Origin of the sequence: Pseudooceanicola sp., assembly GCF_029213205.1 — a bacterium.
Classification (GTDB): domain Bacteria; phylum Pseudomonadota; class Alphaproteobacteria; order Rhodobacterales; family Rhodobacteraceae; genus Pseudooceanicola.
The window spans coordinates 1-12,758 of sequence record NZ_JARGNH010000003.1; the positions used below are offsets into that span (position 1 = coordinate 1).

The 12,758-nt window shown below is 63.2% G+C and carries 17 protein-coding genes; 12 read left to right on the top strand and 5 right to left on the bottom strand.

Going from position 1 to position 12,758, the window contains the following annotated elements; translation table 11 throughout:
- Nucleotides 1-85: 85 nt before the first annotated feature.
- From rnhA to P1U48_RS03610, 3 genes are all read right to left on the bottom strand, one after another.
- Nucleotides 86-535 (bottom strand): ribonuclease HI, encoded by a 450-nt coding sequence (gene rnhA / locus P1U48_RS03600; RefSeq protein ID WP_301067309.1) that lies wholly within the window; start codon nucleotides 533-535, stop codon nucleotides 86-88.
- 99 nt (nucleotides 536-634) lie between these two features.
- Nucleotides 635-1,588 carry a 4-hydroxy-3-methylbut-2-enyl diphosphate reductase gene (gene ispH, locus P1U48_RS03605; RefSeq protein WP_301067311.1) on the bottom strand — a complete coding sequence of 318 codons (954 nt, stop codon included), beginning with the start codon at nucleotides 1,586-1,588 and terminating at the stop codon, nucleotides 635-637.
- Between the two features lie 103 nt (nucleotides 1,589-1,691).
- Nucleotides 1,692-2,264 carry an NYN domain-containing protein gene (locus P1U48_RS03610; RefSeq protein ID WP_301067312.1) on the bottom strand — a complete coding sequence of 191 codons (573 nt, stop codon included), beginning with the start codon at nucleotides 2,262-2,264 and terminating at the stop codon, nucleotides 1,692-1,694.
- A 115-nt stretch (nucleotides 2,265-2,379) separates the two neighbouring features.
- Between P1U48_RS03610 and folK the strand changes: the two genes are divergently transcribed.
- From folK to P1U48_RS03670, 12 genes are all read left to right on the top strand, one after another.
- The gene (folK, locus tag P1U48_RS03615; protein WP_301067313.1) at nucleotides 2,380-2,985 is read left to right on the top strand and encodes a 2-amino-4-hydroxy-6-hydroxymethyldihydropteridine diphosphokinase; all 606 of its coding nucleotides are present in this window, start codon (nucleotides 2,380-2,382) and stop codon (nucleotides 2,983-2,985) included.
- Between the two features lie 53 nt (nucleotides 2,986-3,038).
- A complete protein-coding gene (gene rpoZ / locus P1U48_RS03620; protein WP_301067314.1) occupies nucleotides 3,039-3,392 on the top strand; it encodes a DNA-directed RNA polymerase subunit omega in 354 nt (117 codons plus the stop codon).
- A 38-nt stretch (nucleotides 3,393-3,430) separates the two neighbouring features.
- The gene (locus tag P1U48_RS03625) at nucleotides 3,431-5,587 is read left to right on the top strand and encodes a bifunctional (p)ppGpp synthetase/guanosine-3',5'-bis(diphosphate) 3'-pyrophosphohydrolase (RefSeq protein ID WP_301067315.1); all 2,157 of its coding nucleotides are present in this window, start codon (nucleotides 3,431-3,433) and stop codon (nucleotides 5,585-5,587) included.
- Complete coding sequence (locus P1U48_RS03630) at nucleotides 5,577-6,239, top strand: DUF2062 domain-containing protein (RefSeq protein ID WP_301067318.1); 663 nt, start codon at nucleotides 5,577-5,579, stop codon at nucleotides 6,237-6,239. Before P1U48_RS03625 ends, P1U48_RS03630 begins: the two co-directional genes overlap by 11 nt.
- 17 nt (nucleotides 6,240-6,256) lie before the next feature.
- The gene (locus P1U48_RS03635; RefSeq protein WP_301067319.1) at nucleotides 6,257-6,997 is read left to right on the top strand and encodes a pyridoxine 5'-phosphate synthase; all 741 of its coding nucleotides are present in this window, start codon (nucleotides 6,257-6,259) and stop codon (nucleotides 6,995-6,997) included.
- Nucleotides 6,994-7,431, top strand: coding sequence for a holo-ACP synthase (gene acpS, locus P1U48_RS03640; protein ID WP_301067321.1), 438 nt, complete (start codon nucleotides 6,994-6,996; stop codon nucleotides 7,429-7,431). The genes P1U48_RS03635 and acpS overlap by 4 nt, the downstream gene beginning before the upstream one ends.
- 86 nt (nucleotides 7,432-7,517) lie before the next feature.
- Entirely contained in the window at nucleotides 7,518-8,357 is an 840-nt protein-coding gene (gene lepB / locus P1U48_RS03645; RefSeq protein WP_301067322.1) for a signal peptidase I, read from the top strand.
- Nucleotides 8,358-8,367: 10 nt separating this feature from the next.
- Nucleotides 8,368-9,051: a ribonuclease III gene (gene rnc / locus P1U48_RS03650; RefSeq protein ID WP_301067323.1), complete on the top strand. Its 684-nt coding sequence runs from the start codon at nucleotides 8,368-8,370 to the stop codon at nucleotides 9,049-9,051.
- Nucleotides 9,048-9,956, top strand: a complete 909-nt coding sequence (gene era, locus P1U48_RS03655) for a GTPase Era (protein WP_301067324.1) — start codon at nucleotides 9,048-9,050, stop codon at nucleotides 9,954-9,956. The genes rnc and era overlap by 4 nt, the downstream gene beginning before the upstream one ends.
- Before the next feature lie 80 nt (nucleotides 9,957-10,036).
- Nucleotides 10,037-10,366, top strand: a complete 330-nt coding sequence (locus P1U48_RS03660) for a DUF1491 family protein (protein ID WP_301067325.1) — start codon at nucleotides 10,037-10,039, stop codon at nucleotides 10,364-10,366.
- 71 nt (nucleotides 10,367-10,437) lie between these two features.
- Nucleotides 10,438-10,971 (top strand): TetR/AcrR family transcriptional regulator, encoded by a 534-nt coding sequence (locus P1U48_RS03665; RefSeq protein ID WP_301067327.1) that lies wholly within the window; start codon nucleotides 10,438-10,440, stop codon nucleotides 10,969-10,971.
- Between the two features lie 25 nt (nucleotides 10,972-10,996).
- Nucleotides 10,997-11,596 carry a glutathione S-transferase family protein gene (locus P1U48_RS03670; RefSeq protein WP_301067328.1) on the top strand — a complete coding sequence of 200 codons (600 nt, stop codon included), beginning with the start codon at nucleotides 10,997-10,999 and terminating at the stop codon, nucleotides 11,594-11,596.
- Between the two features lie 6 nt (nucleotides 11,597-11,602).
- Here P1U48_RS03670 and P1U48_RS03675 read toward each other — a convergent pair whose 3' ends face one another.
- Together P1U48_RS03675 and P1U48_RS03680 are read right to left on the bottom strand one after the other, a co-directional pair.
- The gene (locus tag P1U48_RS03675) at nucleotides 11,603-12,013 is read right to left on the bottom strand and encodes a thioredoxin family protein (RefSeq protein WP_301067330.1); all 411 of its coding nucleotides are present in this window, start codon (nucleotides 12,011-12,013) and stop codon (nucleotides 11,603-11,605) included.
- Between the two features lie 13 nt (nucleotides 12,014-12,026).
- Nucleotides 12,027-12,740, bottom strand: coding sequence for a cytochrome c biogenesis protein CcdA (locus P1U48_RS03680; protein WP_301067332.1), 714 nt, complete (start codon nucleotides 12,738-12,740; stop codon nucleotides 12,027-12,029).
- Nucleotides 12,741-12,758 lie beyond the last annotated feature (18 nt).

Here is a 12,758-nt window from a genome sequence, read left to right on the forward strand (position 1 = left end):
CCCCCCCCCCCCCCCCCCCCCCCCCCCCCCCCCCCCCCCCCCCCCGCGGCGCGGGCAACGCCCGCGCAAACCAATTGTTCCAGCTCTACTTGAACGGCGCCATCCCGGCCCGGGCCAGCTCATCGGCGCGCTCGTTCTCGGGATGCCCGGCATGGCCCTTGACCCAGGCCCAGGTGACCTCGTGGCGCGCCTGCGCCGCGTCCAGACGCTGCCAGAGCTCGGCATTCTTCACCGGCTTCTTCGCCGCCGTCTTCCAGCCGTTCTTCTTCCAGCCGTGAATCCAGCTGGTCACCCCGTTCTTCACATATTGGCTGTCGGTGATGATGGTGATCGCGGTGCCGCGTCCCAGCGCCTCAAGCGCCGAAATCGCCGCCATCAGCTCCATCCGGTTGTTGGTGGTATCGGGCTCTCCGCCGGACAATTCGCGTTCCTTCAGAACCCTGTCGCCATCCTTGGCCTGCATCAGAACGCCCCAGCCTCCGGGGCCGGGATTGCCGGAACAGGCGCCGTCGGTATAGGCAAGGTAATCTGGCATGGGTCGCGGCCTCGGCTGGTATTACGGGCGGTCAGGAGACACCACGCCGGTGCCGACCCGTCAAGCCCGTTCCGCCGCATTCGGTCCAGCCGCGGCGGATCAGCCCGGTTGGCGCAGCACCCGTGGCACCTTGAACTCGACGTTTTCCTTGGCGGTCTCCACCAGTTCGACGCGCACATCGAAACGGGTCCGCAGGGCGGCGATGACCTCATCCACCAGCACCTCCGGCGCGCTGGCCCCGGCGGTGACGCCCATCGCGCGGATGCCGTCCAGTGCGCGCCAGTCGATATCGGCGGCGCGCTGCACCAGCTGGGCATAGGCACAGCCCTGGCGCGCTGCGACCTCGACCAGACGTCGCGAATTCGATGAATTCGGCGCGCCGACCACCAGCATCGCGTCGATCTTGCCAGCCATCGCCTTGACCGCCTCCTGCCGGTTGGTGGTGGCGTAACAGATGTCTTCCTTGTGGGGCCCGACAATGGATGGAAACCGGGCCTGAAGGGCCGTGACGATCCCGGCGGTGTCATCGATCGACAGGGTGGTCTGGGTGACAAAGGCCAGCCGCGCGGGATCGCGGACCGCGAGCATCTGCACATCTGCCTCGGTTTCCACCAGCAGCACCTCGCCCGCAGGCAATTGCCCCATGGTGCCGATGGTTTCGGGATGGCCGGCATGGCCGATCATCACGATCTGCAATCCGGCGGCATGGTGCCGCTCGGCTTCGATATGCACCTTGCTGACCAGCGGGCAGGTGGCATCGACATAGATCATCTGGCGCTGCTCGGCCTCGGCGGGCACGCTTTTCGGCACCCCATGCGCGGAAAAGATCACCGGTCGATCGGGCGGGCATTCGTCCAGATCTTCGACAAACACCGCACCCTGTTCGCGCAGGCTGTCGACGACGAATTTGTTGTGCACGATTTCATGGCGGACATAGACCGGGGCGCCCCATTTGGTCAGCGCCATCTCGACGATCTTGATCGCCCGGTCGACACCGGCGCAGAATCCGCGCGGCGCGGCCAGGTAGAGGGTCAGGGGCGGTCGGTCGGACATCAGAGAGCCTTCGGAGATGCGGTGCGGCATCTCCGGATTAAGCCAGCCAGCGGCCCGCGTCCAGTGCGGGCCGGGGCCAGGTCAATTCGCGGCCGGGTCGCCGTCAGGTCGCAGTGGCGATCGCGCGCATCCGGTCTTCGGTCTGTTCACGTGGCGGGCGGCCAATGACATCGCGCAGCTCGTCCAGCTCGATGAAATTGTCAGCCTGACGGCGCAGCTCATCCGCGATCATTGGCGGCTGGCTGCGGATCGTCGACACCACCGAAACCCGGACGCCCGAGCGTTGCAGGCTTTCCACCAGGGGGCGGAAATCGCCATCGCCGGAAAACAGCACGATGTGATCCACCCGTGGCGCCAGCTCCATCGCATCGACGGTCAGTTCGATGTCCATGTTGCCCTTGACCTTACGCCGACCCTGGCTGTCAGTATATTCCTTGGCCGGTTTGGTCACCATGTTGAAGCCGTTGTAGTGCAACCAATCCACCAGTGGCCGAATGGGCGAATATTCTTCATTTTCCAGAAGTGCGGTGTAATAGAACGCACGCAGCATTTTCCCTCGCCGCATGAATTCCTGCCGCAACAACTTATAGTCAATGTCGAAGCCCAATGCCTTGGCTGCCGCGTAAAGATTGGAGCCATCGATGAACAGCGCCAGCCGTTCGTCTTTATAAAACATCAAAATTCCTTCCAAGCACTTGAGACCGGACGCGACCGTGAGTGTGTGAAACGTTTACGTTCAGCCTAAGGTGTAAAAAATACGTGCTTGCAGGCGACGCATCAAGCCCGCTGGTATGTTCAAAAGTATAGGAATCGTCCCCTTGACCCAAAGTTACTTCGCTGCAATCGGAGGGAATACTCCCAACGGGTCCATGCAATCATTGGATGTGGTGCGTCGCGCGGTTGTCGACCTCGGTTCGGTCGGGTTTCAGGTCACGGCGGTCAGTGCGCTCTATCAAACCCCGGCTTACCCGGCGGGATCGGGGGCGGATTTCATCAATGCCGCCGTCGCCTTTGACAGCCGCAAATCGCCCGACGAGGTGCTGGCAATATTCCATGATATCGAGCGGTTACGTGGTCGTCAGCGCCAGGAGCGCTGGGGCCCACGGACCCTTGACCTTGACCTGTTGGCGCAGGGTGCGCGGGTACTGCCTGACCGGGCGACATGGCGGCACTGGTGGGCGATTCCAGCCGCCGAACAGCGCGATTCCACCCCCGATCGGCTGGTTCTTCCGCACCCCCGGTTGCAGGATCGGGGCTTCGTACTGATTCCCCTTCGTGACATCGCGCCTGCGTGGCGGCACCCGGTGCTGGAGCGTTCGGTCGCGGAAATGTGCGCAGATTTGCCCGCTTGTGAGGTCGAATCCGTGCTGAAACTGGCCGATCCGCCTTGTGTTTGAGCGGGGCTGTGCCTATTACACGCTTTCTGCCGCCTTGATGAGTTGGAGTGACCATGGCCCGGGTGACCGTAGAAGATTGCGTCGACAAGGTTCCGAACCGGTTCGAACTGGTGATGCTGGCCGCACATCGTGCGCGTGAGGTATCTTCCGGGTCGCCGATCACCATCGACCGTGACAACGACAAGAATCCCGTCGTGGCGCTGCGTGAAATCGCCGACGAGACCCAAAGCGCCGACGAACTTCGCGAGCGCCTGATCGAGGCCAATCAGAACCAGATCGAGGTGGACGAGCCCGAGGACGACAACATGTCGTTGCTGATGGGCGCCGAAGTCGACAAACCGGCCGAGGACGACATGAGCGAAGAACGCTTGCTGCGTCAGCTTATGGAAGCCCAGGGGCAGGATTAACCGACGGGCGAACCCACTCAGAGAGGCACAAGGGCATCATGATCGCGGTTGACGACTTGATTGCTCTGGTCCGCGCCTACAATCCCAAGACCGATGAAAAACTGATCCGCAGGGCCTATGAATACGGCGCTGCGGCGCATGAGGGCCAGCTGCGCCAGTCCGGTGAGCCCTATTTCAGCCACCCGGTGGCGGTGGCCGCGATCCTGACCCAGCAAAAGCTGGACGATGCGACGATCATCACCGCGCTGTTGCATGACACCATCGAAGACACCGCAGCCAGTTACAGCGAAGTCGCCAAGATTTTTGGCCACGACATCGCCGATCTGGTCGACGGCGTCACCAAACTGACCAAGCTGCAATTGTCGTCGACCGAAACCCAGCAAGCGGAAAACTTTCGCAAGCTGCTGATGGCGATGTCCAAAGATCTGCGGGTGATTTTGGTCAAGCTGGCCGACCGGCTGCACAATATGCGCACCATTCGCGCGATGCGGAGCGAAAAGCAGGTCCAGAAGGCCCGCGAGACCATGGATATCTTTGCGCCGCTGGCCGGTCGCATGGGCATGCAATGGATGCGCGAAGAGCTGGAGGATCTGGCTTTCAAGGTGCTGAACCCGGAAGCCCGGCAATCGATCCTGCGCCGCTTCGTTACCCTGCAAAGCGATTCCGGCGGGGTGATCGAGCGGATCTCGGCGGATATGCAGAACGAGCTGGCCGAGGCCGGGATCGAGGCCGAGATCCTGGGCCGCGCCAAGAAACCCTATTCGATCTGGCGCAAGATGCAGGAAAAGGACCTCGGGTTTTCCCGGCTGTCCGACATCTATGGGTTTCGCGTCATCACCGGGTCTGAGGATGCCTGTTACCGGGCGCTGGGGGTGATCCACCGGCGCTGGAGGGCGGTGCCCGGGCGGTTCAAGGATTACATCAGCCAGCCGAAATCGAACGGCTATCGCTCGATCCACACCACGGTTTCGGGGCGCGACGGCAAGCGCGTCGAGGTGCAGATCCGCACCCGCGAAATGCATGAGATGGCCGAGGCCGGGGTGGCCGCGCATTGGTCCTATCGCGACGGGGTGCCGGCGGAAAACCCGTTTGCGGTCGACCCGGTGAAATGGCTGTCTGGTCTGACTGAGCAATTCAACAGCGAAGAAGATCACCAGGATTTCCTCGAAGCGGTCAAGCTGGAGATGTATACCGACAAGGTATTCTGCTTCACCCCCAAGGGTGAGGTGATCAAGCTGCCGCGCGGTGCCACGCCGATTGATTTCGCCTATGCGATCCACACCAGGATCGGCAACGCCTGTGTCGGGGCCAAGATCGATGGGATGCGGGTGCCGCTGTGGACCCGGGTCAAAAACGGCCAGTCGGTCGAGATCACCACCGCCGAGGGCCAGATGCCGCAGGCGACCTGGCTGGAGATGGCCGCCACCGGCAAGGCAAAATCGGCGATCCGTCGGGCATTGCGTGAGGTCGATCGCGAACGCTTCATCCGTCTCGGGCAGGAATTGGCGCGGTCGGGGTTTGAACATGTCGGCAAGCGCGCCACGGACAAGGCATTGGATACCGCGGCGCGGCATCTGCGCCTTGAGGACCGTCACGAGGTGCTGGCGCGCCTCGGTTCGGCCGAGATGACGGCGCGCGATGTGGTGCGGGCGGTCTATCCCAATCTGGTGCCCAACGACGGCCCCGGGATCGCCTGGGAACGTGCGGTGATCGGCCTGGCGGCGGGGCAGAGTTTCGAACGCGGGTCTTGTTGCCAGCCGCTGCCGGGCGAACGGATCGTCGGGATCACCTGGCGCGGGCGCGGGGTGGTGGTGCATGCGATTGATTGCGACAAGCTGGCGGAATTCGAGGACCAGCCCGATCGCTGGATCGATCTGCATTGGCATTCGGGCAAGCACAAACCGATCTATCCGGTGACACTTGGGATCACGATGGGCAATGACGCTGGCGTCTTGGGGCGAATCTGCACATTGATCGGTGAGCAGAAAGCCAATATCTCGGATCTTCGGATCGCCGACCGGAAACCGGATTTCTACCGGGTGTCGATCGATCTGGAGCTGAGTGACGTCGAACATCTGCACACGGTCGTTTCCGCGCTGGAGGCGGAAAGCGATGTCGCCGCAGTCGAACGGCGCCGATATGCGCCCGAGGCCGATCCGGCCCGGGCAGCACAGGGAGAGGCCGTTGGTCTTTAAACGCAGGGACAGACGACCGATCTGGAAAATCCTTTGGGATCTGCTCTGGCCCAAGGGCGGCTGGGCGCGGGCGTTTCACTATGTCCGCCACCGGCTGCGGCGGTTGCCTGACAGTCCGGACCGGATTGCGCGCGGCATCTTTGCCGGGGTGTTCACCGTGTTTTCCCCGCTTTACGGCCTGCATTTCGTGATCGCGGCACTGATCGCCAAGATCATGCGCGGCAATATCCTGGCGGCGTTGCTGGCGACCTTTGTCGGCAATCCGCTGACCTATCTGCCGATTGCGGTGGTGTCGCTGCAGACCGGGCATTTCCTGCTGGGGCGTCCACCGCGCCCGGATGACGAGGTGCACCGCACCATCGCGGGCAAATTCGCCGATGCGGCACTGGCGCTGAAACACAACTTCAGCGCCCTGTTCAACGACCGCGACGCCGATTGGAATGGGCTCAGCATCTTTTACCATGAGGTGTTCTTTCCCTATCTGATTGGTGGCGTTGTTCCCGGCATCATTGCCGGAATTGTGGCCTATTATGTGTCGCTGCCGCTGATCCGCGCCTATCAGCATCACCGCAAAGGGGCCTTGCAAGAGCGTCTGAAACGCATCAAGTCTGCGAAGACCGCCAAGGCCGAGGGCAAACCGCCCACGGCCTGACATCTGGAGGCAAGCCCATGACTCACCTGCGCCTAGGTGTGAATATCGACCATGTCGCCACTGTGCGAAACGCCCGTGGCGGCATCTATCCGGACCCCTTGCGCGCCGCCAGGCTGGCGCAGGAATCCGGCGCCGACGGGATCACCGCGCATCTGCGCGAGGATCGCCGCCATATTTCGGATGCCGATATCGAAGGGTTGATGCAGGTGTTGACGGTGCCGCTGAATTTCGAGATGGCGGCGACCGACGAAATGCAGGCGATTGCCCTGCGTCACAAGCCGCATGCGGTCTGTCTGGTCCCCGAAAAGCGCGAGGAACGGACCACCGAAGGCGGGCTGGAAGTGGCGCGCGAGGAAAACAAGCTGGCGCATTTCATCGCGCCGCTGCGCGAGGCCGGGTGCCGGGTGTCGATCTTTATCGCCGCCGACCGGGCGCAGATCGAGGCCGCCCACCGGATCGGCGCCGAGGTGATTGAACTGCACACTGGCGCCTATTGCGACAGCTTTGCCGAAGGCCGTTTCGAGGACAGCGCGCGCGAGTTGGAGCGGCTGCGCGAGATGTCGGGACTTGCCGATTCTCTGGGTCTTGAGGTGCATGCCGGTCATGGGCTGACCTATGATACGGTCACGCCGATCGCCGCCTTCCCCGAGGTGAAAGAGCTGAATATCGGTCATTTCCTGATCGGTGAGGCGATTTTCCTTGGGTTGAAGCCGGCGATCATCGAAATGCGCCGTCTGATGGATGCTGCCCGGGCATGATCCTCGGCATCGGCACCGATCTGGCCAATATCGAACGGATTCAAGGCACCCTGGATCGCTTTGGCGACCGGTTTCGCAACCGGGTGTTTACCGAGATCGAACAACGCAAGGCCGAGCGTCGCAAGGATGTCGCCGGCACCTATGCCAAACGCTGGGCCGCGAAAGAGGCCTGTTCCAAGGCGCTGGGCACCGGCCTGCGGATGGGCATCGCCTGGAAGGACATGGCGGTCTCGAACATGCGCAGCGGCCAGCCCAAGATGCATCTGACCGGCTGGGCCGCCGAGCGGCTGAAAGAGATGACACCGGCGGGCCATCACAGTGTGATCCATGTGACGCTGACGGATGATCACCCCTGGGCACAGGCCTTTGTGGTGATCGAGGCGCTGCCGATCGACGCCGATCCGCCGATGATACCGATGCCGCCGGGGCATTAAGCCGTCCTCGTGCCAGCGTCCGCAACCTTGACACTGCGCCACCGCCCCCGCATGTAACCCCCAAGGCAGCAGCAGGGACAATTCACATGGCAAGCGAAGGCGGCTTCGGCAGCGCGGTCTGGGAGACCATCAAGACTATCTTTTGGGCGCTGATCATCGCCGGCGTTTTTCGCACCTTGCTGTTTCAACCGTTCTGGATCCCCTCGGGATCGATGAAGGACACGCTGCTGATCGGCGATTTCCTGTTCGTCAACAAGATGGCCTATGGCTATTCCTACGCTTCATGCCCCTCGATCCGGATTCAGAAATTCGGCATCGACGTGGATGCCAGTGACATCTGCGGCGTGATCGACGGCGACAACACCCGGATCCTGGGCAGTGAGCCCGAGCGCGGCGATGTGGTGGTGTTCCGCCACCCGGTGACCGGACAGGATTACATCAAGCGGCTGGTCGGTCTGCCCGGCGATACCATTCAGATGATCGACGGCGTGTTGCAGATCAATGGCGCCGCGGTGCAGCTGGCCGATGGCGGTCAATTCAGCGAGACCTATGACCGTCAGGGCCCGGAAGGGCGCCCGCCGCGTTGCGAGAACGGCGCCGTCGGGCCGGGGGCGGAATGCCTGAAGTCGCGGCAGATCGAAACCCTGCCGAACGGGGTCGCGCATTCGATCCTGAATATCGGCAGCTTTCGCGGTGCCGATGAAACCGGCGTGTTCCATGTGCCCGAAGGCCATTACTTCATGATGGGCGACAACCGTGACAATTCGCTCGACTCCCGGTTCGCGCCGACGGCGGGCGGGGTCGGGTTCGTGCCCTTCGAAAACCTGATCGGACGGGCTGACCGGATCATGTTCTCTTCTGCTGGCCGTTCGATGCTGTTCTTCTGGACCTGGCGTGGCGACCGGTTCTTCAAAGGGATCACTTAGGCCTGCGGCGATGAAGCTGTCGCGCGACCAGATCGAATTTCAGCACCGGCTCGGGCATCAATTCGCCCAGCCGCAATTGCTGCAGCGTGCCCTGACCCATCCCTCACTGTCCTCGCCGAACCGTTCCGATAATCAGCGGCTGGAATTTCTGGGTGACCGGGTGCTGGGGCTGGTGATGGCGCAGGCGCTGCTGGCCGCCGACCGCGCCGCGACCGAGGGCCAGCTGGCGCCGCGGTTCAACGCGCTGGTGCGCAAGGAAAGCTGCGCCGACGTCGCGCGTGAGATTGACCTCGGCGCGGTGCTGAAACTCGGCCGATCGGAAATGATGACCGGTGGGCGGCGCAAAGAGGCACTGCTGGGTGACGCAATGGAAGCGGTGATTGCGGCGGTTTATCTGGACGCGGGCTTTGAAACGGCGCAAAGCCTGATCCTGCGGCTCTGGGGCAAACGGATCGAGTCGGTCGAAGACGATGCCCGCGATGCCAAATCGGCGTTGCAGGAATGGGCTCAGGCGCGTGGGCTGGCGCGCCCGGATTATGTTGAATTGTTGCGCAGCGGCCCGGATCATGCCCCGGTGTTCACCATCGAGGCCCGGTTGACGACCGGCGACAAGGCCAAGGGGCGTGATGCCTCCAAACGCAAGGCGGAACAGGCGGCGGCGCAGGCCCTGCTGGACAAGGTAGACAGGACATGACCCAGACACGTGCCGGTTTCGTTGCCCTGATCGGCGAACCCAATGCCGGCAAATCGACGCTGCTGAACCGGATGGTCGGTGCCAAGGTCAGCATCGTTACCCATAAGGTGCAGACCACCCGCGCCCGGATCCGGGGTGTGGCGATGGCGGGCGAGACCCAGATCGTGTTTGTCGACACACCGGGCCTGTTTCAGCCGAAGCGACGGCTGGACCGGGCGATGGTGTCGGCGGCCTGGGGCGGCGCGGCGGATGCCGATATCGTGGTGCTGCTGGTCGAGGCGCAGCGCGGCGTGACCGAGGGGGTCAAGACCATCCTCGGCAAGTTGCGCGACATGCCCGAGGGACACAAGGTGGCGCTGGCGATCAACAAGATCGACCGGGTCGAGGCCCCGAATCTGCTGGCGCTGACCGAAAGCCTGAACGCCGAGTTCGATTTCGTCCGCACATTCATGATCTCGGCCGAAAAGGGCCACGGGATCGATGCCCTGCGCGACTGGCTGGCCGAGGAATTGCCCGAAGGTCCCTGGCTCTATCCCGAGGACCAGATTGCCGATCTGCCGTTGCGGATGATCGCGGCCGAGATGACGCGCGAGAAACTGACCCTGCGGCTGCATCAGGAACTGCCCTATCAACTGACCGTCGAGACCGAGAATTGGGAAGAGCGCAAGGACGGCTCGGCCCGGATCGATCAGATCATCTATGTCAGCCGTGATGGCCACAAAGGCATCGTGCTGGGCAAGAAGGGCGAGACGATCAAGGCGGTTTCGACCGCGGCCCGCGCCGAGATCTCGGCCTTCATGGGACGTCCGGTGCATCTGTTCCTGCAGGTCAAAGTGCGCGAGAACTGGCAGGACGAGGCGGCGCGCTATTCCGAGATGGGCCTGGATATCCGCGACGGCAACTAGGCGACATTGCGGTTCCCCTGTTGATCTCTGGAACACAATCCGCGCAGCCCCCTTTGTCCATTCGAGTGAAAACACCCGTCATGCGCCTGACCGCTTCTTTCTGGGTTTCCGCCTATCTCGCCCGGCTCCGGCTGGCCGATATTCCGGCCTTCGTTACCGCGCATGGTGATGACACCGGCGGTTCGGTTCTGGTTAAGCTCAACACGCTGGACGGGCAGGCCGTCGCGCTCACCCGCAGTTTCGATCTGACCAGCGGCGCCCGGGTCTGGGTGGAACTGGCGCGCGGCGATGAGGCCGAGGTTGACGCCGCCATCGGGCGGCAGCGCGGCTTTGACCCCGATCTCTGGGTGATCGAGGTCGAGGATCGGCAGGGGCGACACCTGCTTGACGAACCGGGGCTTTCCGACTGAAGCTGGTAAATGTTTCTGCGTCGCAGAGTTATGCATAGGCATTTATGAATTTTTTGGTTTAGATTTCGGATATGGCACCCAAACAACGATTGTCCCCCGACGATTGGCTGAAAGCCGGGATCGATGCCCTGGCCCGGCTTGGCCCTGAGGGGTTGAAGGCCGAGCCGCTGGCACGGGGGTTGCAGACGACCAAGGGGTCGTTCTATTGGCATTTCGCCGATGTGCCGACATTTCAGCAACAGGTTCTGGAGTATTGGGGCCGTCTCAACGACGCCCCGGCAGACCCGCCCGCCAAGAAGAAAGAGGCGGTGGCCGAGCTGAAGACGATAATGGAACAGGGCATCGACGAAGACCTGTCGGCCGAGGCCGCGATGCGGGCCTGGGCGCGCACCGACCCGGCGGCGGCGGCGATGCTGTCAACGATCGACGCGCAACGGCTGGCGCGGATCAAGCTGCTGCTCGACAAGATCGGCGTCACCAACCCCGACATCGCGCGGGCGCTTTATGCGGCGCGGATCGGGATGACCCAGATTGCCAAAGGCAAGGACAAATCGAACCGGGCAGCGATCCAGACCCTGGTGGATCTGGTCTTGGCGCTTAGATAACGATCACTCTGAGGAGGAGACGATCATGCTGACCCTGTTCCATGCGCCGCGCAGCCGGTCCTCAGCCATCGTGCAGCTGATCGACGAAATGGGCGTCCATGGCGCGGTGACGATCCGCGAGGTCGGCATCTCCCGCCAGGACGGCAGCGGCGGCGCCGATCCGCAGAACCCGCATCCCGACGGCAAGGTGCCTTTTCTGACCCATGATGGTGTCGGGATGAGCGAGCTGAACGCGATCGCGCTCTACCTGACCGAAGTGTTCCCGCAGACCGGGCTGGGCTATGCCCCCGGTGACCCGTTGCGCGGCCCCTATCTGTCGTGGCTAGCCTGGTATGGCAATGTGCTGGAACCGGTGCTGCATTTCCATTTCTTCCAGATCGATTCGCCGCAGCTGGCCCGCACCTTTCGCGATTTTCCCACCGCCATGGCGCGGATCGAGGCGCAGCTGGCGCAAACGCCCTGGCTGATCGGGGATCGCTACAGCGCCGCTGATCTGCTGGTGGTGCAGATATTCCTGCGCTTCCCGGCCTTGATGCCGGAAACCGGCCCGGTGCCGGATTGGGTGGCGCGCTGCGCCGGCCGTCCCGCCGCCAAGCGGATCGCCAAGGAAGAGGCGGCGGGCTGAGCTGGATCAGGCCATAGCCGCCCGCAACGCCGCATCCAGCAGCATCTTGATCTGCGCTTCGCGGGTATCGGCAACCACGCGCCCGATCTCGGCCTTGCCTTTCAGGGCCACCAGGGTCGAGCGGCGCGGAATTCGCAGCCTCTGGGTAAAGGACGCCCGCGCGTAGGTGTCCCAATCGACATTGATAAAGGTGATGTTGGCCTCATAGGCCGGGTCCTGCGCCTTGAGCCGGTCCAGCACGGCCTCTTGTGCCTTGCAGGTCGTACACCAGCTGGCCTTGAAATCGAGGAACACGGTTTCACCGGCATCGAGGCGGGCCTCAACCAGCCCCGGCGTATACTCCATAGGCGCGGCCTGGCCGAGGCTTGGCAGCAGCAGGGCGGCGCCCCCGAGGGCGATAAAGTCGCGGCGTTTCATGGTGGTTCTCCTTTCAGATCGAAACAGACAGGTTGATCAGCCAATCGGGCATAAGAGTGAGCGCCCAGCCCTCAATCAGATGATGCAGACGAAACAGGATGGCGAGGCCGGTGGCGACAAAGACCACGCCCAGCACGGTTTTGGAGCGCTCGGCCAGCGCCCGCATCCAGGCTTGCCGGGTCACAAGCAGGCTGCGGGCGCCATAGCCGAGGCCGAGGATCAGGGTGGCGACTCCAGCGGCAAAGGCGGCCATGATCGCCGTCGCCCAGAGCAGGTTTTCACCTTGGCTGGCCAGTGAAATCGCGCCGCCCAGGGTCGGGCCGACGCAGGGGCTCCAGACCGCGCCGAGCAGCAGCCCGCCGAGGAATTGACCTCGCAACCCGCCACTATCGAGCCGCCCGATCCGGGCATCGGCGCCACTGGCGACACCGGCGGTCACCGTGGAAAATCCGGCCGACAGGCGCGGCACCAGCAGGATCAGGCCAAAGCCGACCATCAAGACCGCCCCGGCCTGGGCGATGGTCTGTTCGTCAATACCGATCAGATGACCAAAGCCAGCGATGCTGACCCCCAGCACCACAAAAGACAGCGCCATGCCCGTCGCCAGCGCCAGCGGCCCGCCACGGCTGGCCTGCAGCGACGCGCCCAGCACGATCGGCAACACCGGCAGAACGCAGGGATTGATGAGCGTCAGCAGCCCGGCGAGGTATCCAAGGAACAATTCCATCCCCTGACCTAGGTGCTG

Excerpts from the sequence above, each read along its gene's own strand:
- P1U48_RS03670 (WP_301067328.1), top strand. The coding sequence starts at position 10,997 with ATGCTGACCCTGTTCCATGCGCCGCGCAGCCGGTCCTCAGCCATCGTG.
- P1U48_RS03610 (WP_301067312.1), bottom strand. The coding sequence starts at position 2,264 with ATGTTTTATAAAGACGAACGGCTGGCGCTGTTCATCGATGGCTCCAAT.
- ispH (WP_301067311.1), bottom strand. The coding sequence starts at position 1,588 with ATGTCCGACCGACCGCCCCTGACCCTCTACCTGGCCGCGCCGCGCGGA.
- P1U48_RS03665 (WP_301067327.1), top strand. The coding sequence starts at position 10,438 with ATGGCACCCAAACAACGATTGTCCCCCGACGATTGGCTGAAAGCCGGG.
- rnhA (WP_301067309.1), bottom strand. The coding sequence starts at position 535 with ATGCCAGATTACCTTGCCTATACCGACGGCGCCTGTTCCGGCAATCCC.
- folK (WP_301067313.1), top strand. The coding sequence starts at position 2,380 with ATGTTCAAAAGTATAGGAATCGTCCCCTTGACCCAAAGTTACTTCGCT.
- P1U48_RS03660 (WP_301067325.1), top strand. The coding sequence starts at position 10,037 with ATGCGCCTGACCGCTTCTTTCTGGGTTTCCGCCTATCTCGCCCGGCTC.
- lepB (WP_301067322.1), top strand. The coding sequence starts at position 7,518 with ATGGCAAGCGAAGGCGGCTTCGGCAGCGCGGTCTGGGAGACCATCAAG.
- P1U48_RS03675 (WP_301067330.1), bottom strand. The coding sequence starts at position 12,013 with ATGAAACGCCGCGACTTTATCGCCCTCGGGGGCGCCGCCCTGCTGCTG.
- rnc (WP_301067323.1), top strand. The coding sequence starts at position 8,368 with ATGAAGCTGTCGCGCGACCAGATCGAATTTCAGCACCGGCTCGGGCAT.
- era (WP_301067324.1), top strand. The coding sequence starts at position 9,048 with ATGACCCAGACACGTGCCGGTTTCGTTGCCCTGATCGGCGAACCCAAT.
- P1U48_RS03635 (WP_301067319.1), top strand. The coding sequence starts at position 6,257 with ATGACTCACCTGCGCCTAGGTGTGAATATCGACCATGTCGCCACTGTG.
- acpS (WP_301067321.1), top strand. The coding sequence starts at position 6,994 with ATGATCCTCGGCATCGGCACCGATCTGGCCAATATCGAACGGATTCAA.
- rpoZ (WP_301067314.1), top strand. The coding sequence starts at position 3,039 with ATGGCCCGGGTGACCGTAGAAGATTGCGTCGACAAGGTTCCGAACCGG.
- P1U48_RS03680 (WP_301067332.1), bottom strand. The coding sequence starts at position 12,740 with ATGGAATTGTTCCTTGGATACCTCGCCGGGCTGCTGACGCTCATCAAT.
- P1U48_RS03625 (WP_301067315.1), top strand. The coding sequence starts at position 3,431 with ATGATCGCGGTTGACGACTTGATTGCTCTGGTCCGCGCCTACAATCCC.